Genomic DNA, 20,060 nt, shown 5'->3' on the forward strand with positions numbered 1-20,060 from the left:
TTCTTAGCGCCCTGTGCCCTTCGCCCAGCTTCCTATACACCAAGCTCGTCCAAATCTGTTAATCTGCCTCCGCCGTTCGCTTTAAATATTGGGCAGGCACACCTTTGGTCAGCCACACCCCGTTTACAGACTGATAAAACCGGAAGCCGGCCTTCTCCATTTCTCCCGCGGCAACCCGGTAAACCACAGGCTTGCCGTGGCGGGCCCCCACCTTCACGGCGGTTGCGTAGTCCCCGGACAGATGCACATACAGCCTGGATTTGGGTATCAGGCCCTGGGCCTCAATGGACGCGGTATACTTTTCACCGGTGCCGTGCCACAGCACTTCCGGCGGCGTCTTTTCTGCCAGTTCTACGTCCACGGGAAGGGAGTGTCCCTGGTTGGCCCGAATCAGCGTATGGTCCTCGTTAAAGGAATAGCGCTGCTTGCTGTCCGTGCGCACGATTTCTTCTAGCATCGCCCGATCAAAGGGCTGCTGCCTGGCAATCCCCGCAACCACTTCCTCCACCTTGGCCCAGCCGTGCCGGTCCAGGGTAATGCCGATTACCTCCGGCTTATGCCGCAGGATTAACGCCAGAAATTTGCTTGTTTCGTTGAGTGACATGCTGCACCTCCTAGGGCAAAATCCAAAAGAGGCTGGGAAAAAATGAAACCTCATTTTTTCCCAGCCTCTTATTTTCCGGCACCCTACGCCTGCTTGGCCATAATTTCCTTGGCCTTCATCAGGCGCACCGTGCTGGCTCTTTCGTTCTCGCTGAGCTTCATGGTGATATACTTGATGCTCTCCTGCATTTCCGGAATCATCACGTATTCCAGGGCGTTAACCCGCCGGCGGGTCTTTTCGATTTCATCTGCCAGCATATTGCAGGTCTTTTCCACCTCTGCCAGTTCCAACAGTTCCGGCAAAAGGGTGGTCAGTTCTGTTACAGCCGTATCCAGTTCTTCCGCCGTAAAAGCAAAGGAATAGGGAATGGACGCAGCATCGTCCGCCGTGTTGCCGGTGTACTTCAGTGACGGCACCTCCACGCTCATCACGTTCTTCCGGCCCACTTCAAACTCGGCACTCCGTGCCGGGTACAGCAGGGCTTCGTTGACGCTCAGGGCCCCCATATGGGCCTTGGCCATCCCGAAATGCCGGGAAACGTTCTGGAGGGCTTTTTCCATTTTCTGCCGGAGTTCATGGTTGCGGCGGATGTAGATCATGAACTGCCGCACCATTTCGTCCCGCTTGTCCTTCAGCAATTTATGTCCCCGAACGGCAGTGGCCAGCCGGTTCTTCAGCCGGGTCAGCTCCATCCGGGTAGGGTTTACGTTTGTAGCCATGGGTTATTCCCCCTCGCTGCCATCCGCCGGTTTGTAGTACTTGTCCAGATATTCATCACGGATACGTTTCAGTTCGGATCTGGGCAGGATACCCAAAAGCTTCCAACCCAAGTCCAAAGTCTCCTCAATGGAGCGGTTGGTCTGGTAGCCCTGGGACACGTATTCCCGTTCAAAAGCATCGGCGAATTTGGCATACAGCTTATCCACCTTGCTCAGGGCCGAATCCCCCAGGATGGTGGCCAGTTCCTTGGCCTGCTTGCCCCGGGAGTATGCAGCAAACAGCTGGTTCATGGTATCGGCATGGTCTTCCCGGGTCTTGCCCTTGCCCACGCCCTTATCTTTCAGCCGGGACAGGGACGGCAGCACGTCAATCGGCGGCGTCAGCCCTTTCCGGTACAGTTCCCGGGACAGGATAATCTGCCCTTCGGTAATGTACCCGGTCAAGTCGGGAATGGGGTGGGTCTTATCGTCTTCCGGCATGGAAAGGATAGGAATCATGGTAATGGACCCCTTCTTGCCCTTGATCCGGCCGGCCCGTTCGTACATGGTAGCCAGGTCCGTGTACAGGTAGCCAGGATAGCCCCGGCGGCCGGGCACTTCCTTACGGGCAGCGGATACTTCCCGCAGGGCATCGGCGTAGTTGGTAATATCCGTAATGATAACCAGTACGTGCATATCCAGCTCAAAGGCCAGATATTCAGCAGCGGTAATGGCCATACGCGGCGTTGCAATCCGTTCTACAGCCGGGTCGTTGGCCAGGTTGATGTACATCACCGCACGGCTCAAGGCGCCGGTCCGGTTAAAGTCCTGCATGAAGAAGTTGGCTTCTTCAAAGGTAATCCCTACGGCGGCAAACACTACGGCGAATTTTTCGCCGGTGCCCAGTACCTTGGCCTGCCGGGCAATCTGGGCAGCCAATTGGGCATGGGGCAGACCGGAACCGGAGAATACCGGCAGTTTCTGGCCCCGGACCAGGGTGTTCAGCCCGTCAATGGCGCTGACCCCGGTTTGGATAAATTCCGAAGGATAGTCCCGGGCAGCCGGGTTCATGGGTTCCCCGTTGATATCCAGGAACTTTTCCGGAATAATGGGCTTGCCTCCGTCAATGGGGCGGCCCATGCCGTCGAATACCCGGCCCAGCATATCGGGAGATACCCCCAGCTGAATGCCGTGGCCCAGGAAACGGGCCTTGGCCGTAGCCGGACGCAGCCCCTGGGAGCTTTCAAACAGCTGTACCAGGGCCTTGTCCCCGTCGATGACCAGCACACGGCCGCTGCGGACTTCCCCGTTTTCCTGGTGGATTTCCACCAGTTCATCGTAGGTGGCACCCTGTACCTGGTCCACCAGCATCAGAGGGCCGACTACCTCGCGAATGGTCTTATAATCTTTACGCATTGTCGTCACCCTCTTCCGTCAGTTCTGCAAAGGCCTGTTCCAATTCCTTGTTCAGTTCGGCGAACTTTTCCTTCCGTTCGCTTTCCGGAATGTACTTGGCACGGCCAATCTTTTCCCGGATAGGCATTTCAATGATCTTATCCAGGTTCACATGCTTGGTCATGGCTTCCAAAGCCTGTTCGTACCAGGTAATGATCAGCTTCAGCATGTCGTATTGTTTTTCCAGGGAAGTGTACGTATCCACTTCGTGGAAGGAGTTCTGGTGCAAAAAGTCTTCCCGAATGGACCGGGCGCATTCCATGGTGATCCGGTCCTTGAAGCCCAGGGCATCGATACCTACCAGGCGGACGATTTCGTTCAGGCTGGATTCTTCCTGCAAGATTTCCATGGTGGTGCCCACCAGTTTGGACCAGTCCGGCGCCACGTGCTTGTCGTAGTAGGCCCGCAGCCGATCGGAATACAGGGAGTAGCTCTGCAGCCAGTCGATGGCCGGGAAATGCCGGGCATAGGCCAGGGCAGAGGACAGGCACCAGAATACCTTGACAATCCGCAGGGTAGCCTGGGAAACCGGTTCAGAAATATCGCCGCCAGGAGGGGATACGGCCCCAATGGCAGAAACGGCGCCTACCCGGTCATCCTTGCCCAGGCATTCCACCTCGCCGGCCCGTTCGTAGTACTCTGCCAGACGGGAAGACAGGTACGCCGGGTACCCTTCTTCACCGGGCATTTCTTCCAACCGGGAGGACATTTCACGCAGGGCTTCTGCCCAACGGGAAGTGGAGTCGGCCATAATGGCCACCTTGTAGCCCATATCCCGGTAATACTCGGCAATGGTAATGCCCGTATAAATGGAAGCTTCACGGGCGGCCACCGGCATATCCGAGGTATTGGCAATCAGCACCGTCCGCTTCATCAGCGGCAGCCCGGTGCGGGGGTCGTTCAGGGCCGGGAATTCGTTCAATACGTCGGTCATTTCGTTGCCCCGTTCGCCGCAGCCTACGTAGACGATAATATCTGCATCGGCCCACTTGGCCAGCTGGTGCTGGATAACCGTCTTGCCGCTGCCGAAAGGCCCGGGCACTGCTGCCACGCCGCCCTTGGCAATGGGGAACAGGGTATCGATAACCCGCTGCCCGGTTACCATGGGTTCATCCGGAGGCAGCTTTTCCTTATAAGGACGGGCCACCCGTACCGGCCATACCTGGAGCATGGGGTATTCCGTGACCTTGCCCTGTTTGTCTTTCAGTTTGTACACCGGGTCCAGGATGGTGGCTTCCCCCTGGTAAACCCATTCCACCGTGCCGCCCTTGCCAGGAGGCACCATGACTTTATGGAGTACGGCCGGGGTTTCCTGGACGGTACCAATCACGTCCCCGCCGGACACTTCGTCTCCGACTTTGGCCACGGGCACGAACTCCCATTTTTTCTGCCGGTCCAGCTTGGGCACATCAATACCCCGGCGGATTCTATCCCCGGCCAGTTTATAGATTTCCTCCAGCGGCCGCTGGATCCCATCGAAAATACTTTCGATCAGGCCAGGTGCCAGTTCTACGGACATGGGCACCCCGGTGGATTCCACCGGTTCCCCCGGTCCCAGGCCGGCCGTTTCTTCGTATACCTGAATGGAGGCTTTATCATCCCGTAATTCGATAACCTCACCGATCAAATGCTTATCGCTGACGCGGACCATATCATGGAGTTCCACGTCCTTCATGCCTTCAGCAACAATCAGCGGGCCGGATACTTTTACGATTTTTCCACTCACAATCTATCCCTACCCTTCCTTGAACAGAATATCGGCGCCCACTGCTTTTTCCACGTTTTCCCGAACACGCTGCATACCCAAGCCCAGGGACTTATTGCCGCTGGGAATGAGAATGATGGCAGGAAAGGTAGCGGCAGCGTATTCGTCAATCACTGCTTTGGCTTTCTGGGCAGCGGTTTCCGTAATGTAGATGACCACATACCCGGCATCCGCCAGCTTGTGGATCCTGCGCTCTATTTTTTCCTGTTCTTCTTCGTAGAACACGTCAAAACCAACGGCCTTGAAGATCATAACGGAGCTGGGATCACCGATCACTGCTATTTTCTTTTTTTCCATTTTCATCCTCCCAAGCTTCCGGGCCCTTACGCATAGACCTCCGGCAGCGTTACTTCAAAGCCGCCCTGCAGTCCGCCGAATATCAGCCGCAGAGCTTCCGCCTCGGTTTCCCGGGCCATCAGGTAGCCCACAATGGGGCCCAGGGTGTGGGTATCCCATTTGGCCCGCCGGATGATCAGGCTGAGGCCTTCCTTCATCCGTTTGGGGATTACACCCAGCTCGTTGGTCTGGGCATATTCGTTGATGGCCTGGATCAGTTCCCCCTTGTGGGAACCCTGTCCCAGGCTGGCGCCCAGCTGTTCCGCCGGTACGTCCAAACTCTCCTCAAACACCTTCAGGGGGATTTCCCCGCAAGTAATCAGCACCTGGCGCAGTTTGGCCACGTCCCAGTGCAGGTTCTGAGCCCGGATCAGACTCAGGGTATTGGTAAAGTCCGCCCACAGGGAAAAGTACTCCCGGATAAAGCCGTGTTCCTTTTTCCGGTCCAGTACTTCCTGGGCCTGGGCAAACATGGCCTGGTCCAATTGGGCGCTGAGCAGGAAGGGATCCGGTTCCCGGTTCAGTTCTCCCTCAATAGCTTCCAGCGTATGCTGGTAGATGGGGGGCAGATCTTCGTAATACTTGGTCTGGACCATATCCTTCAGGTCCTGGAGGGAAAAGTTTCCGCCCTCCCGCAGAATGTCGTCGGCAGAAGTCCCCAAAAGCCGGGCCTTCAAAAGGGCCTTCAGGTTGTGGGTATCCACCGGCAGCAAAAACAAGCCTGTCAGTTCCGGATCCGGAGTAATTTCCTGAATCCGTTTCCGGGTCAGCTGGAGCTGTTCCCGGATAATCAAATCAATTTCACCCAGGGCGATTTCCTGTTCTGTGGTCTGGTTTTCACCATACCCGGTTTCCATCAGCAGCTTGATGGCTTCCTGGGAACTGCCTGCTTCGGCAATCCGGCGCAGCTGCGCTGCTGTAAGGAGATGGGTGGACAGAACACTGATGCGGCCCAGGGCATATTCATAACTGGGCTGGGGCATCTTACTTCACCTCCGCGCCAAACAGAAGCTCTGCTACGCGATATTCCTCCTGATCACGCACATCCTGCAGCAAGGTGGCAAAAGAGCCATCGTAATCACAGCTCTTGCCCCGGATCAGCACGCCGCCGTCAAAAGCAGCCGCGTCCTGGGCCAGCTTCAGGTCGCCCTCTTTCCCCTGCTGCCGCAGTTCCTTGTTCAGCTTCTTCAAAAACCCGCCTTCATAAATGGCACGGTCCTTGGCGGGAACCACCAGTTCCTCGTGCCCTTCCAGGTCGCAGGACAGCACAATCCGGGTAATCAGGGCTTCCCAATCTGCCTGAGGCAGCGCTGCCAGCCGGGCAGCGGCCTCCGTAAAGGCTTCCTGGATCACAGCCCGCTTGCTGGCCAAGGTGTCCTTCCGGGACTGCAGCTCACCAATGAGCTGCTGCCGGACGGCGGCTTCCTTGGCTTCAGTTTGGGCCTTGGCGGTTACGTCCGCTGCTTCTTCCTTGGCCTTGGCCAGAATCCGGTCTGCCTCCTTGGTAGCCTTTTCCTGGGCTGCGGCCGCGATGGCTGCCGCGTCCTGCTTCGCTTCTTCTTCTATCTTCTGAATAATCTTATCGCCTGCCACGACGCGTCCACCTCACTTATAGTTTAATGCCGTTCACCATGATGAAGGAAATCAACAGGGACAGTACGGCGTAGGTTTCTACCATAGCCGTCAGGATGATGCCTTTACCAGTTTCTTCCGGGCGTTTTGCCGTCAGATAAATACCGGAAGCAGCCACCTTGCCCTGGTAGATAGCGGAAAGCAGACCGCCAATGCCCATGGGCAGGGAAGCAAAGAAGAAGGCCAGTCCCTGATACGTGGTCAATTCCTTGATATCGCCGCTGATAACCCCCAGATTCAAGATGATGATGAAGGCAATCAACAGGCCGTAAATGCCCTGGGTACCAGGCAGAGCCTGCAATACCAGAACGTTACCAAACTTATCCGGGTCTTCACTGACCACGCCGGAAGCTGCCTGACCAGCAATCCCTACACCAATGGCGCTTCCTACGCCTGCCAGAGCTGCTGCCGTGGCAGCGCCGCCAAATGCCAGAGCCGTTCCTAAAGTAATCATAATTACATCCTCCTTAAGGTTTTATTTCGTGATATCTGTATATTTGGTCCGCAGGGCCAAGGGCAGGAACGCCCGGCCGCCGGCCTCATAAAACTTGCCGAAAAACTCGATATACTGCAGCCGGCTGCTGTGCACGAAGGCACCCAGCACGTTGATGATGATGTTGAAATAGTGACCGGCAAAAAGCACCAGGATAGCAGCCACAATGCCAATTGGGCCAGCACCCCACAGCATCTGGGCCACGGTATTGATAACCATGGCGATAACGCCGGTAGCAAGCCCCAGGGCGAAAATCCGGGAGTAGCTCAAAAGGTCACTCAGATACCCGCTGATATTGTACAGGCTCAGAAGCCCGCCCAGCAGGCGGCTGACAATGCCCTTCTTTTCCCGTCCGCCGAACAAGATGATGATGGCGGCACCCAAAATGGCCAGGTACTTGCCCAAGGGGCCCGGTACCAGTGCCATGGCAAAGAATCCGGCAAACATGATCAGCCAGCTCACTTCATCACAAATGGCCCCCAGCATATCCCCATCCCGGATCAGCAGATACGTTTTGATCAGCATCCCGGTAACCAGATGGAGGACCCCCAGGCCAAAGCACAGGGCCAGCATCTTGATGGGCTCTTTCATGGGCACAAACAGCAAGGGTTTCCATTCCAAACCAAACCAGCCGCCAAACATGGCGCCCCAGATAATGGTAGAAATGCTGCCGAAGAAAATGACCATAGCCAGTTTCCCGGCAAACCCTTCCGGTTTGAATTTCTTCATGGCGATGTACAGCATAATGGTCAGTACCAGCCCGTACCCGGCATCGGAAAGCATCATCCCAAAGAAGATGAAATGGAACGGGGCCATAATGGCATCCGGGTCAAAGGAGCCAGCCATGGGTAGGGAGTACAGCTCCACCACCGACTCGTAGGGCCGGACCAAGGAATTGTTTTCCAGCACCGTAGGTGGGATTTCCCCGTCCGGTTCTGCAAAGGAAATTTCAAAAGCATCGGTGACGCTGCGGATAACTTCTTCCACGTGCTTTGTCCGGTCTTTCCGGACCCAGCCCTGGACCCTAAAAGCCTTGGCGGTTTCTACCCCGCCGTTGGCCAGCCGGGCGTTGGCCGCGGACAGCTGGTCATAGTACAGCTCCAGCTGCTGCTTTTGGCCGCCGAGCTCCTGGGTTTCCTTTCTGAGCTCTGCCACCTTCTCTTCCCGCTGGCGGATTTCCTCCAACAGTTCAGCTTTTACCTGCTGGGCCGTACCGCTGCGTTTGGGCAGCACCGCTTCGCTGAAGTCATTTTCCTTTAACAGGTGCTTGACCTCCTCGTCGGCGCTGAGATAGGCGATGATTACCACCGCCTGCCCGTCTTCACTGAGGCCATAGACGCTCAGCTCCACCGGCAGGTCCTTGAGCCCTTCCCGAACGGTTTCCAGCTGGGTATCGGGCAAAAAGCCCGCATAGCACCGGGTGGTCTCCGTAAAAGCCAGCTGCTCCAAAGGAACGTCCAGCTGCAGCCAGGGTTCCAGACTGTCCGCCTGGGTCCTTAAAGCCGCCGCTTCACTTTCCAGGGAAGCAATCTTGCCGGCAATGGTGTCCAGCTGCTCGGTGAGCTGCCGCCCCTGATCGTTCTTCTTCAGGAAGTCCCCATAGGATACCCGCTCCTTTTGGGGGAACAGGGCACTTTTGGCCCCGTTCTGCACCATAAAGCGCAGAGCCTGCCCGGCCTTATCCAGCTGGGCACTGACTTCTTCGGAACCCTCCAGGGCTTTGCTGTCCTCTTCCGGTTCCAGCATGACACTGCCATCTTTTTGCAGGGCCAGGTACAGGGCATCGCGATCCGCCTTCAACGCGTACAGCGTCAGCTTTTGCATGGGAACTAACATGCGATCACGACCTTTTCCATAATATAGTCCACTGCCTGGGGCAGATTCTTCCGGGCCTTGGCAGCCACAGCGTCAGCTTCGCCCTTTTTCTGGGTAATGGCAGCCTCGGCTTCCGTCTTGGCCGCAGCTTCTGCAGCCGCTACCGTTTCAGCCGCCCGTTTCCGGGCTTCCTGCAATACTTCTGCAGCCTGGGCGTGGGCCTTTTCCTGGGCCTGGCGCAGGGTGCTGCGAGCATCTGCAGCCGCCTGTTTTTTCAGTTCGTCTGCCTGCTGCTCGGCATTTTTTATTTCTTCTAACATGGACATGGTTTCACCACCTTTGTACCGTAGAGAGATTCATTACAGTTATGGTATATACATTCTACAGAGCTAGAAAAATCCCTTCTGGTACTTAGAATATATATAATTATACTATATATTTAATGATAATAGGGGATTTTGTAACATATTTTTAAGAAAAGTTATCAATTAATTAGATATGTTTTTCGTAAAACGCCTTTTTTTCTCACATTTTGGCCCACCCTACATGGATTTTCCAGTCTCAAAACACTTTCTGCGGCTGTTAAAAAGAACCCTGCCAGACTTCCCCGGCAGGGCCCTTTTTAGACTTCCCGGCTGCCAAATTCCCGCTTCAGCAGGTCAATGAAATACCGTTCCGCTTTATTCAGATAGCTGTTCTTCTTATAAATGGCATTGATGTTCCACTGAAAAGGATGGGGAGAATAATCGTAGCAATACCGGGCATAATCCGGCCCCAGGATTTTCTTGGCCCGGCCGGGCACAATGGTAAAGCCCAGGCCGCAGGCTGCCAGCTGGACCGCCGTCATGCTGCTTTCCACTTCCATCAGTTCCTTGGGGGAAATATCATACTGGCGGAAAATCCGCTCCACCTGGGCATGGATGGAATGACGCTTCTTGATGCCGATAAAGGGCATATGCTCCAGTTTCTTCAGATCCACCAGCCGGCTGGCCTTGTCCAGGAACATATCGTCCGTAAAGGCATCTTCCGCCGCAATCAGCTGCACCTTTTCCCGGTAGATCAGTTCCGTCACCATGGGCACCGGCAGATACTCCTGGTCCCGGGGGCAGACCAGGAAGGTCACCTTATTATTCTTCAGCAGCTCAATCAGCTCGTCCGTACCCGCTTCCTGAATGAAAAACTCCGAATCCGGAAAGCGCTGCCGGAAGGTATTGATAATGGGCGGCAGCATATACCCTGCCCGCTCCGCCGGAATCCCCAGACTGATCCGGGCCCCCTGGCCGTCCTTCAGGTCCGCCAGGCGGTTTTTCATCTCAATCCGTTCCTGAAGAATATCCCGGGCCGTCTTCACGTAGATAATCCCCGCATCCGTCAGCGCCAAAGGCTGCTGGGACCGGTCAAAAAGCTTGACGCCGATTTCCTTTTCGATCCGGGCCAGGGCATAGCTGAGGGAAGGCTGGGAAATATACAGTTGTTTGGCCGCCTGGGTAATGTTCCGGCAGTCAGCTACAGTTACTACATATTGCAGTTCACGAAAATCCATAATGTACCCCTCACCTTGCAAGAATCAAACTATTATTACTTATATTCTACCATTTTTCAAGCCCTCTGACTGCCAAATTCCTGCGCCTTTGCCAATTTTTCTTCAGGACAGCAAAAACCCCTGGAACGGGGTCCAGGGGCTCTTGCTGGTTTTGTTGGTTTTCAGCAAAAAGGAGGATATCGCATTGCTGCGAATTACTTATTTTTAGCCTTGTTCCGGTTGAAGTTGATCAGGCAGCCAGCTTTGATGATAGCCCGTTCTTCAGCGGTCAGGTCTTTGATGTACAGGTTGATGGGGGTGGTTTCGCCGTTCTTCACCACGTAAGCGGTGATGTCCTGCAGGTCCCCATCCAGAGCTTTCCGGGCGCCGGGTACGTAGATGTAGTCGCCTACTTCAAAGGCCACCGGTTCGCCTTTCAGATGGAAAGGCAGCATGCCCCAGTTGATTACGTTGGAACGATACCGTTTGGTAGCGTAGTCTTGGGTGATGTTGGCCAGGCCGCCGATAACTCTCTGGCAGCTGGCAGCCTGTTCACGGGCAGAACCGTCGCCAGGTTTATTGGCATAAACCATGGAGCCGATTTCCGTGTTGGCAGGAGTTGCTTCCCCAGGCAGGCTCTTCAAGGTTTCGAACACAGCCTTTACTTCTTCCGGCAGGTCCTTGCCAGCTTCCCGGGCCACTTCTACTTCCTTCACAGCCTTGGTGCGGCCTACGTATTCCGGATCCCGGCGGGACAGGGTGAATTCAGCCAGGCCCAGGGGGTTGGAACGGTAGGAGGAGGTTTCACCAGAAGGAATCAGTTCGTCGGTGGTGGTAACCGGATCCAAAATCTTGGAGCAGACCTTCAGCAGTACGTTGTCACCCAGAGGCGGCATTTCCGGCCAGTCTTTGATGTTGGGGCCGTAGAACAGTTCCTGGTCCTTGTTGGCCTTGCCAAAGCCGTAGAATACACGGGCTTTGTAGGAGCTGTCGTCGAAGTGGTATTCAGGCACATTGCCGAAAGCATCGCCGTATTCTTCAGCAGAGGTCAGGATGCCGTTGTTGGCAGCGGTAGCAGCGATGGAACGAGCATCCATCAGGGCTACTGCAGCCATCTGGCCTTGGCCCGGTTTGCTGCCTTCCCGGTTGGGGAAGTTACGGGTATTGTGACGAATGGACAGGCCGTTGTTGTTGGGGGTGTCCCCTGCGCCGAAGCAAGGTCCGCAGAAAGCGGTCTTAACCACAGCACCGGCAGCCATCAGGTCCGTCAGTTCGCCCTTCTTCATCAGGTCCATATAAACGGGCATGGAAGAAGGATAAATGTTCAGGGTAAATTCGCCGGTGCCAATGGATCTGCCGCGCAGCATGTTGGCAGCTTCCACTACGTTCACGTAGTTACCGCCGGCACAGCCGCCGATAACCCCTTGCTGTACCTGGAGCTTGCCATTCACGATTTTGTCGGTCAGGGTGAATTCTGCTCTGCCCTGGCTAACCTTTTCCGCAGCCTTTTCGGTTTCCCGCAGGATGTCGCCCAGGTTGGCGTTCAGTTCGTCGATTTCGTAAGCGTTGGAAGGATGGAACGGCAGGGCAATCATGGGTTTAATGGTGGACAGGTCCACAACCACAACGCCATCGTAGTACGCTACGTCAGCCGGATTCAGTTCCTTATAGTCAGCTTCCCGATGGTGTTCCTTCAGGAAAGCATGGGTGTCTTCGTCAGTTCTCCAGATGGAGGACAGGCAGGTGGTTTCCGTGGTCATTACGTCCACAGCGTTCCGGTAGTCGGTGGTCATGGAGGAAACGCCAGGTCCCACAAATTCCATTACCTTGTTCTTTACGTAGCCGTTCTTGTAAACAGCGCCGCAGATAGCCAGGGCGATATCATGGGGTCCTACCCAGGGTTTGGGAGCACCGGTCAGGTATACAGCCACTACGCCAGGATACGGGTTGTCCCAGGTGTCCAGCAGAATCTGTTTGTCCAGTTCGCCGCCGCCTTCACCTACAGCCATAGTACCCAGAGCGCCATAACGGGTATGGCTGTCGGAGCCCAGAATCATCTTGCCGCAGCCGGCATACATTTCACGCATATATTGGTGGATAACAGCCATATGAGGGGGAACGTAGATGCCGCCGTATTTCTGGGCAGCAGTCAGGCCGAACAGATGGTCATCTTCGTTGATGGTGCCGCCTACAGCGCACAGGGAGTTGTGGCAGCAGGTCAGTACATAGGGCATGGGGAATTTTTCCATACCGGACGCACGGGCCGTTTGAATAATGCCAACGTAGGTAATATCATGGGAGGTCAGGGCGTCAAAACGGATTTTCAGGTTATCCATAGAGTCGCCGGTGTTGTGGCTTTTCAAGATGCTGTAAGCGATGGTACCTTTTTTGGCTTCATTCTTATCCAGCTTCTTGCCCAGCTGCTGCTCCGCTTTGGCAACATCTTCTTCGGCAATCAGTTCGGTACCGTGAAGCAGGTACGCACCATTTTTGTACAATTGAATCATGAGTTTCCTCTCCTTTTTTCAGGCCCTGTCCGGATGATCGCAGTCCACCCGGCCGGGGCATAGTGGCTTGTAGTCAGGCTGTTTGTATCTGGCTTATTTTGCCAGGGTATCCAGCAGATAGTCCGTGAATTCTGCAGCCGTAGCTCCGTCCTTGTCGGTGGTGATAACCACTTTCTTTTCGGTGCGGGTGCAGATATCCAGGGCATCCACCAGTTGTTGTTTCTTTTCAGGGTAGCCAATGTGGGCAATCATTTCGCCCATGGCCCGAATGAGGCTGCACGGATCGGCATACTGGGCACGGTTGTGCTGTACCAGGAAGTTGCCCACCCCATGGATGGCTTCAAACAGGGCGTATTGGTCGCCGATATTGGAGGAGCTAGCCGTTCCCAGGCCGCCCTGGTATTCGGCAGCCACGTCGGTAACAATGTCCCCGTACAGGTTGGGCAGCACAAAGACCTGCATGCCTTTGGTGAATTCCTGGTCCGTCAGTTTGGCGGCCATGGAGTCAACCAGTTCTTCCCGTACCGTAATGCCCGGGTATTCCTTTTCCAGGGCATGGGCCATTTTAATGAAGTTCCCATCCACCAGTTTCACAATATTGGCCTTGGTTACCACCGTTACATTGGTCTTGCCATTGGCTTTGGCGAATTCAAAGGCAGCCCGGCAGATCCGTTCTGCACCGGGGCGGCTCAGGACCTTGAAGTCCACTGCCAGGTCATCGTTTACCTGAATGCCCTTGTTGCCCCAGATGTATTCGCCTTCGATGTTTTCTCTAAAGAAGGTCCAGTCAATGCCCTTTTCCGGAATCCGCACCGGCCGTACTGCTGCATACAATTGCAGGGCCCGGCGCATCAGGCTGTTGGCACTGACCAGGTTGGGCCAGGGATCGCCGGCCCGGGGAGTCACAAACGGACCCTTCACCAGTACGTCGCAGGCTTTGCAGGCTTCCAGTACTTCGTCCGGCAGGCTCTGGTTCTTGGCAGCCCGTTCTTCAATGGTCATGCCTTCGATGGTGGTAAATTCCACCTTCCCAGCGGCGATTTCGTCCTTGAGCAGGAACTTTGCCACCCGCAGGGCCTGTTCCATAATGTAGGGGCCAATGCCGTCCCCAGGCAGAATGCCTACGGTAACGTGGTCCAGCTTGGTGAAATCCTTCCGGCCCGGTGCATTTTTGATGGCCTCAATACGTTTGAAATCTTCCCGGATGAGTGCTGCAAACTTCTCTGCCGCTTCACGAATAACTTGTTCTTGATCCATGTTCTTATCCCCTTTGCTAGGCTTATCTGAAAACTTACTTCTAGTCCAATCTCGATACCCTTATTGTAGGAGATTATTCAGTTAATTCCCAATACTTGTACTCCCATAGGGGGTATCAGATTTTCTCTATAGCATTGTTTACAGCTAATAGCAAAGTTCCCATAACTTATTTCCGGATGTAAACAAAGCCATCCATGGTCCGGCGGGCCGTACGCTGTACTGCCACCCCGTGTACCAGGATTTCCCCGTTTTGTTCTTCCAGGTCCGGATACACCGTCATCACGCCGCTGGGGTGACCCAACCGCACGGACTTGGTCCCTTCCGGCAGTGCCCCCAGGGTCTTTTCAATAATGGAACCCGGGAGGAACGCCGCTACCGCAATGGAGCTGGCGGCCGTCAGCGGGCAGGCCTTGTGGCATTTGAATACGGAGATCACCCGTACGCACAGATCCATAGCGGACGCTTCCACCGGCTGGCCGGCAATGTCCGTATAGCCTACAGGAGCCGTAAATACGCCCACCTTGGGAACTGCCGGAGAATTGGCCGTAGCATCTGCCAAATCCTTGGCAAAGCCCATTTTCACTGCTGCTGCGCCCCGGATTTTTTCCAGGAGGGCAGAGGCTTCCTTGTTGGCGTCCACCACCGCAGGCATTTCCGTGCCCGTAAGGCCTACGTCTTCTGCCTTCACCAGCACCAGAGGGTTGGAGACGTCCAAAATGGTGGCTTCAAACTTCCGGCCCTCAATATCCAGCACGTCCAGGGTGCTTCCCGTAGGCAGCAGTTTCCCTGTTTTGGCACCGGCCGGGTTCAGGAAGTTTACCTTCAGTTCTGCCGCCGTGCCGTCAATACCGGCAATGTGGCAGTCCCCGTCCTGGGCAAAGGTATGGGTTTCCGGGTCAATGGGCACCGTTACGTTGATGTACTTGTCCGTGTTCTTGTTCAGCATCCGTACCGTAGTAATGGGTTCCACCACGGGCACCAAACCTTCCTCCACGGCAAAGGGAGCCACCGCAGCTGTCATGTTGCCGCAGTTGGACTTGTAGTCCACCTGTTTCTTGCCCACAATCACCTGGCCTACCAGGTATTCCACATCCACATCTTTTTCTGCGCTCTTCCACACAATCACAATCTTATTATTGGAAGAAACCGTACCGCCCATGCCGTCCATCTGCTTGGGATCCGGATTGCCCATAACCTGAAGGAAAATCTCATCCCATTCCTTCCGGTCCGCTGGCAGATCCTCCCGCAGGAACATACAGCCCTTGCTGGTACCGCCGCGCATATACACCGTTTTAAATTTTCTCATTTTGCATCCTCTTTTCGTCAAGTTATCCGGCTTGTGCCGGTTCAGAAAATCGATGCGAGGCTAACTGCCTACGCTTTCGATTATAGGCCGGTTTTCAGAATTTTACCAATGATTCTCTAGTTATGCCTTCCATAACCTACATTTCTCACAGGAACTGGAAGATGAAACTGCCTACCAGGAGCACAATGGCCCCGCCAATCCGGGAAGAGATCTGGGCATAGCTCATAAGTTCCATTCTCTTGGCTGCGCCCAGTACGGCCAGATCCCCGGCACCGCCCATATTGGCCATGCAGAGGCCGGCCGTAATGGAAGATTCAATGGGGTAAAATCCTACCAGGTAGCCAAACAAGCCGGAGCCCAGGACGCACCCCAGAACAATCAGCACACACATCAGCAGGTTTTCCGGACTCAGCACGCTCATCATCTGGTTAAAGTCAATGAGGGTAATGCCGCAGCCGGCCATCTGCACCCAAACCAGCTTGCTGGCGCAGAACTGCTGCACCTTTTGGCAGGCTGCCTTGGTTCGGACAGGAATCAAGTCCAGGATATTGGCCAGAGCCGCGAAAATAATCAGGTAGGCAAAGTTGGGAATGGCCACCCCAAACACAGAGGGCAGGATTTTCTTGGCCACCAGGGTTGCCAGGACAAAGAAGCCGCCGGCCAGGAAAATAGCCGCTGCAATATCGTCCATGGTCAGTTCGCTTTCTTCTTCCTCTTCCACCAGTTCTTCAGCCTTCCGCTGGGCTTCCGGCTGGCGTACCAGTTGGCCGCGGCCCGTAAGACCCGGCAGCACCCGGCCCACGTTATCCAGCAGAATGGCGAAGGCTACAGCCACAATATTGGCCACCGCCAAAATGGCCAGGGCAAAGCTCAGATACGCGGAAGAATCCTTTCCCGTCACATCCTGGTACACCTGGGCCATGGGAATGGCGCCAGCACCGGCACCGCCGCCCATAATGGGCAGTACATACGCCGTAATGATTTCAGCAGGAGAAATGCCAAACAGCATACCCCCCAGCACACCCAGGAGCGCAGCTCCTGCCAGGGAGGCCAAAAGGGCCGGCAGGTACAGGACACTGGATTTGATCAGCAGTTTCCGGTCAAGGCCCAGCAGACTGCCCACCACCAGGAAGCAGATAAATACGTTCAGGAAGTTGTACGTGCTCATCCAACCCTTGGAGACTTTGATGATATTCACAGGCATACAGTTGGTATACACCAGTACGCCGCAGCCCAGGAAGGCCAAGATGGCCCCGCCGCCACAGTACTTGTTCCAGAACGGAATCTTTTCCCCGATTTCCCCGAAAATAATACCCAGCGTAAACATCACCGCAATGCCGCCAATCATCTGATCCGGAATCAGATTCAAGCAAGCTGCGGCAATAACTGCAATGGCGAAGAAGACAAAAACCCGCCAATCCATTCCATAAATCGTGCGCGTAGATTGTTTCATGGTACTCCCCCCGGCTTATTTGCCGAACCCGAACAGCTGTGCCGGGTTTTCTACTAGTGTCTTGTGAAAGGCCGTCTCGTCCTGAAGAATGTCGAACAGCGCATCCAGCATGGCGCTGTCATTGGGAACCGGTTTTCCTTTGCTGTAGCAGTTGGGATGGGGCCAGTCCGTCCCCCACAAAAAGCGGCTGTTGTTGGCCTTGGCGTAATCCCGGCTGACTTGCAGGGTATCCGCATAGCCCGGCTGCACACTGTCAAAGTACCAACCGGACAATTTCACCCAGGCCCGTTCTTCCTCCAGCCAGCGGGTAATCAGCCGGAAGGCAGGATGTTTGCTGCCCTGGTCCGCCGGCAAATGGCCCCGGTGGTCCAGCACCAAAGGCACCGGCAAGGCTTCGAAGAATTTCTGTTTTTCTACCAGTAGGTCCGGATCCATCCAAAGGCAGACGCACCACTGATAGGGTGCCACCTTTTCCACCAATTGGCGGATGGCTTCCCAGTCCCCTTTGTAGCCGCAGTTCATATTGAACCGGATGCCCCGGGCCCCTGCTGCATGAAGGCTTTGGATTTCAGCGTCCGTTACGCTATTATCCAGCACCACAATGGCACGGGTATTTTCCTTGCCCAGCTGCTCTACCGCAGCCAAGGTGCACCGATTATCCAATCCGTAGGCGGAGGGTTGTACCACAACGCTCCGGCTGATACCCAGCTTGTTTTTCAGCAGCTGGTAGCAGTCCGCAGTGGAAGGCGGCTGATTCCGCTCATCGGTGGGCACATAGGGAAAGCGGACCGGGTCATAGATATGATGGTGGGAATCGCAGGCTCCCGCAGGAATGGCGGTCTTGGGAAAATCCCGCCCGCTGCAGTAGGGAACCTGTTCACGGCGTTCTTGACAATCGTTCATGACATTTTCCTCTCTTTACTTTCATCACGCGCGCACATGACTTTTGATGCCTCCATTCTATGTAAAATTTCAGATTTTTTCTAATACTTGTCCTCCCATACGAGTTATATGAGATATTCTATGATTAAGACATTAGCTATCGATTTTTCATGATAATAGCAGTAACATTCTATTTTTCTCTTCCCATCCATAGAATGCCTCGAATATTTCTTATAGCCTTTTAGCAAAAAGCCAGTTGCTTCGTATCCGTCACCCTTTAGGCAATTTTGCACCAGGAGGTCTATCAGAATTTCTATGATATGAGTTATAGCTTTCCTCCCATAGGCCTATCATAGAGAAGGTATTGGTATTTTCTAACAATTTCTTCTACAATGAAAGCCGGGAAAATCCCGTCCTATTCCCCCGCTAATCTACAATAGGACGGATCGCAGGCGGAAAGGCACCTAGGACTGCAGGGCCTTTCCGCTTTTCCCTTATAAGCTCCACCCTTTATGCGGCCGCATCCAAACAGCCCCACAATTTTCCAAAGGCTGTTTGGTCAATAAGGCCCATGCGATAGCGGCCCGCGAAGTAAGCCCAAAAGGCGCAACTAAGCGGTTTGCCGCGAACCGCTGGGGAGAGATGTCAGCCCCAGGCTGAATGAGGGAGTCGTATCCGCCGTTCAAGGTGTCAGCCGCAGAAAGGTGGAATATACGACCCCTGTGATAGCGGCCTGTGAATCAAGTCCGAAGGACAATGACGAACAGCAAGCCGCGAACCACTGAGTGGATACCCGGCACCACATCACTTCAGGTTTGCGGACCGCACCAACTCCACAAATCTCGCTCTTTTATACGGCCGCATCCAAACAGCCCCACAATTTTCCAAAGGCTGTTTGGTCAATAAGGCCCATGTGATAGCGGCCTGTGAATCAAGTCCGAAGGACGATGACGAACAGCGAGCCGCGAACCACTGAGGGAATACCCGGCACCACATCACTTCAGATTCACTGACCGCACCACCAAAGTTGACACCCAGGGGCGGGGCAAAGGAAATTTCCTTTGCCCCGCCCCCAGTTTTCTTTTCCGCCAAATTCAGCTATACTGTAACTGTACGTTGTCTTGTCACACCATTCTGAAGGAGGTTTTTCACATGAAGGATTTTATTTACGATATTCCCACCAAGATTTATTTCGGCAAGGACCAGTTCTGCCATTTGGGCGAGGTTCTGGCCCAATATGGCAAAAAGGTGCTGCTGGTCTACGGCGGCGGTTCCATCAAAAAGATTGGCCTGTACGATACCATCCAGCAGGAAATCCAAAAAGCCGGCCTTACCTGCTTTGAAGTTTCCGGCGTGCTCCCCAACCCCCGCATCGACAAGGTACGGGAAGGCGTGCAGGTCTGCAAGGAGCAAGGCATCGATATGGTACTGGCGGCCGGCGGCGGCTCCGCCCTGGATACGGGCAAGATGATTGCCATCGGGGCCTGCGTGGACTGCGACCCCTGGGACTTCTTCATCAAACGGGTACCGGCGGAAAAAGCCCTGCCCATTATCACCATCCCCACCCTGGCCGCTACGGGCTCCGAAATGGACAATGTGGCCGTGCTCAGCAACCCCGACACCGATGACAAACGGGGCGCCAAAACCATGCTGATCCAGCCCAAGGTTTCCTTCCTGGACCCGGAAACCACCTATACGGTAAATGCCTACCATACCGCCTGCGGCGCCGCAGACATTTTGTCCCATACCATCGAAACGTATTTTAACCCCACCGAAGGCATGTACCTTTTGGACACCTTCATGGAAGGGCTGATGAAAACCGTGATCCGCTATGCCCCCATCGCCCTGAAGGAACCAAACAACTACGAAGCCCGGGCCAACCTGATGTGGGCCGCTTCCTGGGCCATCAACGGCCTGTTCAAAACCTGCCAGAACCAGATCTGGAGCTGCCACGCCATGGAGCACCAGCTGTCCGCCTACTATGACATTACCCACGGCCTGGGTCTGGCCATTCTCACCCCCCGGTGGCTGGAATACTGCCTCACCGAGCAGAATGTGGACCGGTACGTCCGCTTCGGCGTCAACGTCTTTGGTCTGGATCCCCAGCAGGAACCCCTGACCATTGCCCACGAAGCCATCAACCACCTGGAACACTTCCTGTTCACCACCCTGGGACTCAAGAGCACCCTCCACGAAGTGGGTATTGGGGAAGAACACATCCCCGTCATGGCCCAAAAAGCCTGCTCCTCCAAGGGCAACGTGATCAAAGGCTTCCGTCCCCTGCTGCCGGAAGATGTGGTCCAAATCTACAAACGCTGCCTGTAAAAAGCAGTTG

General features: G+C 54.9%; 17 protein-coding genes. 1 reads left to right on the top strand and 16 read right to left on the bottom strand.

Going from position 1 to position 20,060, the window contains the following annotated elements; translation table 11 throughout:
- Nucleotides 1-58: 58 nt before the first annotated feature.
- From DW089_RS03290 to DW089_RS03365, 16 genes are all read right to left on the bottom strand, one after another.
- Nucleotides 59-604, bottom strand: coding sequence for an RNA 2'-phosphotransferase (locus DW089_RS03290; protein WP_105326432.1), 546 nt, complete (start codon nt 602-604; stop codon nt 59-61).
- Nucleotides 605-687: 83 nt separating this feature from the next.
- A complete protein-coding gene (locus DW089_RS03295) occupies nt 688-1,323 on the bottom strand; it encodes a V-type ATP synthase subunit D (RefSeq protein WP_105326433.1) in 636 nt (211 codons plus the stop codon).
- Between the two features lie 3 nt (nt 1,324-1,326).
- Nucleotides 1,327-2,718, bottom strand: coding sequence for a V-type ATP synthase subunit B (locus DW089_RS03300; protein ID WP_105326434.1), 1,392 nt, complete (start codon nt 2,716-2,718; stop codon nt 1,327-1,329).
- Nucleotides 2,711-4,486, bottom strand: coding sequence for a V-type ATP synthase subunit A (locus tag DW089_RS03305; RefSeq protein ID WP_199614565.1), 1,776 nt, complete (start codon nt 4,484-4,486; stop codon nt 2,711-2,713). The genes DW089_RS03300 and DW089_RS03305 overlap by 8 nt, the downstream gene beginning before the upstream one ends.
- 6 nt (nt 4,487-4,492) lie before the next feature.
- Nucleotides 4,493-4,819 carry a V-type ATP synthase subunit F gene (locus tag DW089_RS03310; RefSeq protein ID WP_105326436.1) on the bottom strand — a complete coding sequence of 109 codons (327 nt, stop codon included), beginning with the start codon at nt 4,817-4,819 and terminating at the stop codon, nt 4,493-4,495.
- Nucleotides 4,820-4,845: 26 nt separating this feature from the next.
- A complete protein-coding gene (locus DW089_RS03315) occupies nt 4,846-5,841 on the bottom strand; it encodes a V-type ATPase subunit (RefSeq protein ID WP_105326437.1) in 996 nt (331 codons plus the stop codon).
- Nucleotide 5,842: 1 nt separating this feature from the next.
- Nucleotides 5,843-6,451 (bottom strand): V-type ATP synthase subunit E, encoded by a 609-nt coding sequence (locus tag DW089_RS03320; RefSeq protein ID WP_105326438.1) that lies wholly within the window; start codon nt 6,449-6,451, stop codon nt 5,843-5,845.
- A 16-nt stretch (nt 6,452-6,467) separates the two neighbouring features.
- A complete protein-coding gene (locus DW089_RS03325; RefSeq protein ID WP_105326439.1) occupies nt 6,468-6,944 on the bottom strand; it encodes a V-type ATP synthase subunit K in 477 nt (158 codons plus the stop codon).
- Nucleotides 6,945-6,965: 21 nt separating this feature from the next.
- Nucleotides 6,966-8,819, bottom strand: a complete 1,854-nt coding sequence (locus DW089_RS03330) for a V-type ATP synthase subunit I (protein ID WP_105326440.1) — start codon at nt 8,817-8,819, stop codon at nt 6,966-6,968.
- Nucleotides 8,813-9,118, bottom strand: a complete 306-nt coding sequence (locus tag DW089_RS03335; protein ID WP_233547543.1) for a hypothetical protein — start codon at nt 9,116-9,118, stop codon at nt 8,813-8,815. The genes DW089_RS03330 and DW089_RS03335 overlap by 7 nt, the downstream gene beginning before the upstream one ends.
- A gap of 302 nt (nt 9,119-9,420) precedes the next feature.
- Nucleotides 9,421-10,341 (bottom strand): LysR family transcriptional regulator, encoded by a 921-nt coding sequence (locus DW089_RS03340; protein ID WP_105326442.1) that lies wholly within the window; start codon nt 10,339-10,341, stop codon nt 9,421-9,423.
- Between the two features lie 194 nt (nt 10,342-10,535).
- Nucleotides 10,536-12,827, bottom strand: coding sequence for a hydratase (locus tag DW089_RS03345; protein ID WP_105326443.1), 2,292 nt, complete (start codon nt 12,825-12,827; stop codon nt 10,536-10,538).
- Nucleotides 12,828-12,920: 93 nt separating this feature from the next.
- Entirely contained in the window at nt 12,921-14,084 is a 1,164-nt protein-coding gene (locus tag DW089_RS03350; protein ID WP_105326444.1) for an isocitrate/isopropylmalate family dehydrogenase, read from the bottom strand.
- A 166-nt stretch (nt 14,085-14,250) separates the two neighbouring features.
- Nucleotides 14,251-15,390, bottom strand: a complete 1,140-nt coding sequence (locus DW089_RS03355) for a 2-methylaconitate cis-trans isomerase PrpF family protein (RefSeq protein WP_105326445.1) — start codon at nt 15,388-15,390, stop codon at nt 14,251-14,253.
- Nucleotides 15,391-15,535: 145 nt separating this feature from the next.
- Nucleotides 15,536-16,843 (bottom strand): 2-hydroxycarboxylate transporter family protein, encoded by a 1,308-nt coding sequence (locus DW089_RS03360; RefSeq protein WP_118286771.1) that lies wholly within the window; start codon nt 16,841-16,843, stop codon nt 15,536-15,538.
- A gap of 15 nt (nt 16,844-16,858) precedes the next feature.
- Nucleotides 16,859-17,746 (bottom strand): amidohydrolase, encoded by an 888-nt coding sequence (locus DW089_RS03365; RefSeq protein ID WP_118286772.1) that lies wholly within the window; start codon nt 17,744-17,746, stop codon nt 16,859-16,861.
- Nucleotides 17,747-18,877: 1,131 nt separating this feature from the next.
- Here DW089_RS03365 and DW089_RS03370 point away from each other — a divergent pair.
- Entirely contained in the window at nt 18,878-20,050 is a 1,173-nt protein-coding gene (locus tag DW089_RS03370) for an iron-containing alcohol dehydrogenase (protein ID WP_118286773.1), read from the top strand.
- Nucleotides 20,051-20,060: the final 10 nt, after the last annotated feature.

Origin of the sequence: Acidaminococcus sp. AM05-11, from assembly GCF_003472805.1 — a bacterium.
Taxonomy (GTDB): domain Bacteria; phylum Bacillota; class Negativicutes; order Acidaminococcales; family Acidaminococcaceae; genus Acidaminococcus; species Acidaminococcus hominis.

Coding starts and splice junctions, on each gene's coding strand:
- DW089_RS03340 (WP_105326442.1), bottom strand. CDS start 10,341: ATGGATTTTCGTGAACTGCAATATGTAGTAACTGTAGCTGACTGCCGG.
- DW089_RS03370 (WP_118286773.1), top strand. CDS start 18,878: ATGAAGGATTTTATTTACGATATTCCCACCAAGATTTATTTCGGCAAG.
- DW089_RS03360 (WP_118286771.1), bottom strand. CDS start 16,843: ATGAAACAATCTACGCGCACGATTTATGGAATGGATTGGCGGGTTTTT.
- DW089_RS03365 (WP_118286772.1), bottom strand. CDS start 17,746: ATGAACGATTGTCAAGAACGCCGTGAACAGGTTCCCTACTGCAGCGGG.
- DW089_RS03295 (WP_105326433.1), bottom strand. CDS start 1,323: ATGGCTACAAACGTAAACCCTACCCGGATGGAGCTGACCCGGCTGAAG.
- DW089_RS03300 (WP_105326434.1), bottom strand. CDS start 2,718: ATGCGTAAAGATTATAAGACCATTCGCGAGGTAGTCGGCCCTCTGATG.
- DW089_RS03315 (WP_105326437.1), bottom strand. CDS start 5,841: ATGCCCCAGCCCAGTTATGAATATGCCCTGGGCCGCATCAGTGTTCTG.
- DW089_RS03335 (WP_233547543.1), bottom strand. CDS start 9,118: ATGTTAGAAGAAATAAAAAATGCCGAGCAGCAGGCAGACGAACTGAAA.
- DW089_RS03290 (WP_105326432.1), bottom strand. CDS start 604: ATGTCACTCAACGAAACAAGCAAATTTCTGGCGTTAATCCTGCGGCAT.
- DW089_RS03350 (WP_105326444.1), bottom strand. CDS start 14,084: ATGGATCAAGAACAAGTTATTCGTGAAGCGGCAGAGAAGTTTGCAGCA.
- DW089_RS03330 (WP_105326440.1), bottom strand. CDS start 8,819: ATGTTAGTTCCCATGCAAAAGCTGACGCTGTACGCGTTGAAGGCGGAT.
- DW089_RS03355 (WP_105326445.1), bottom strand. CDS start 15,390: ATGAGAAAATTTAAAACGGTGTATATGCGCGGCGGTACCAGCAAGGGC.
- DW089_RS03345 (WP_105326443.1), bottom strand. CDS start 12,827: ATGATTCAATTGTACAAAAATGGTGCGTACCTGCTTCACGGTACCGAA.
- DW089_RS03310 (WP_105326436.1), bottom strand. CDS start 4,819: ATGGAAAAAAAGAAAATAGCAGTGATCGGTGATCCCAGCTCCGTTATG.
- DW089_RS03325 (WP_105326439.1), bottom strand. CDS start 6,944: ATGATTACTTTAGGAACGGCTCTGGCATTTGGCGGCGCTGCCACGGCA.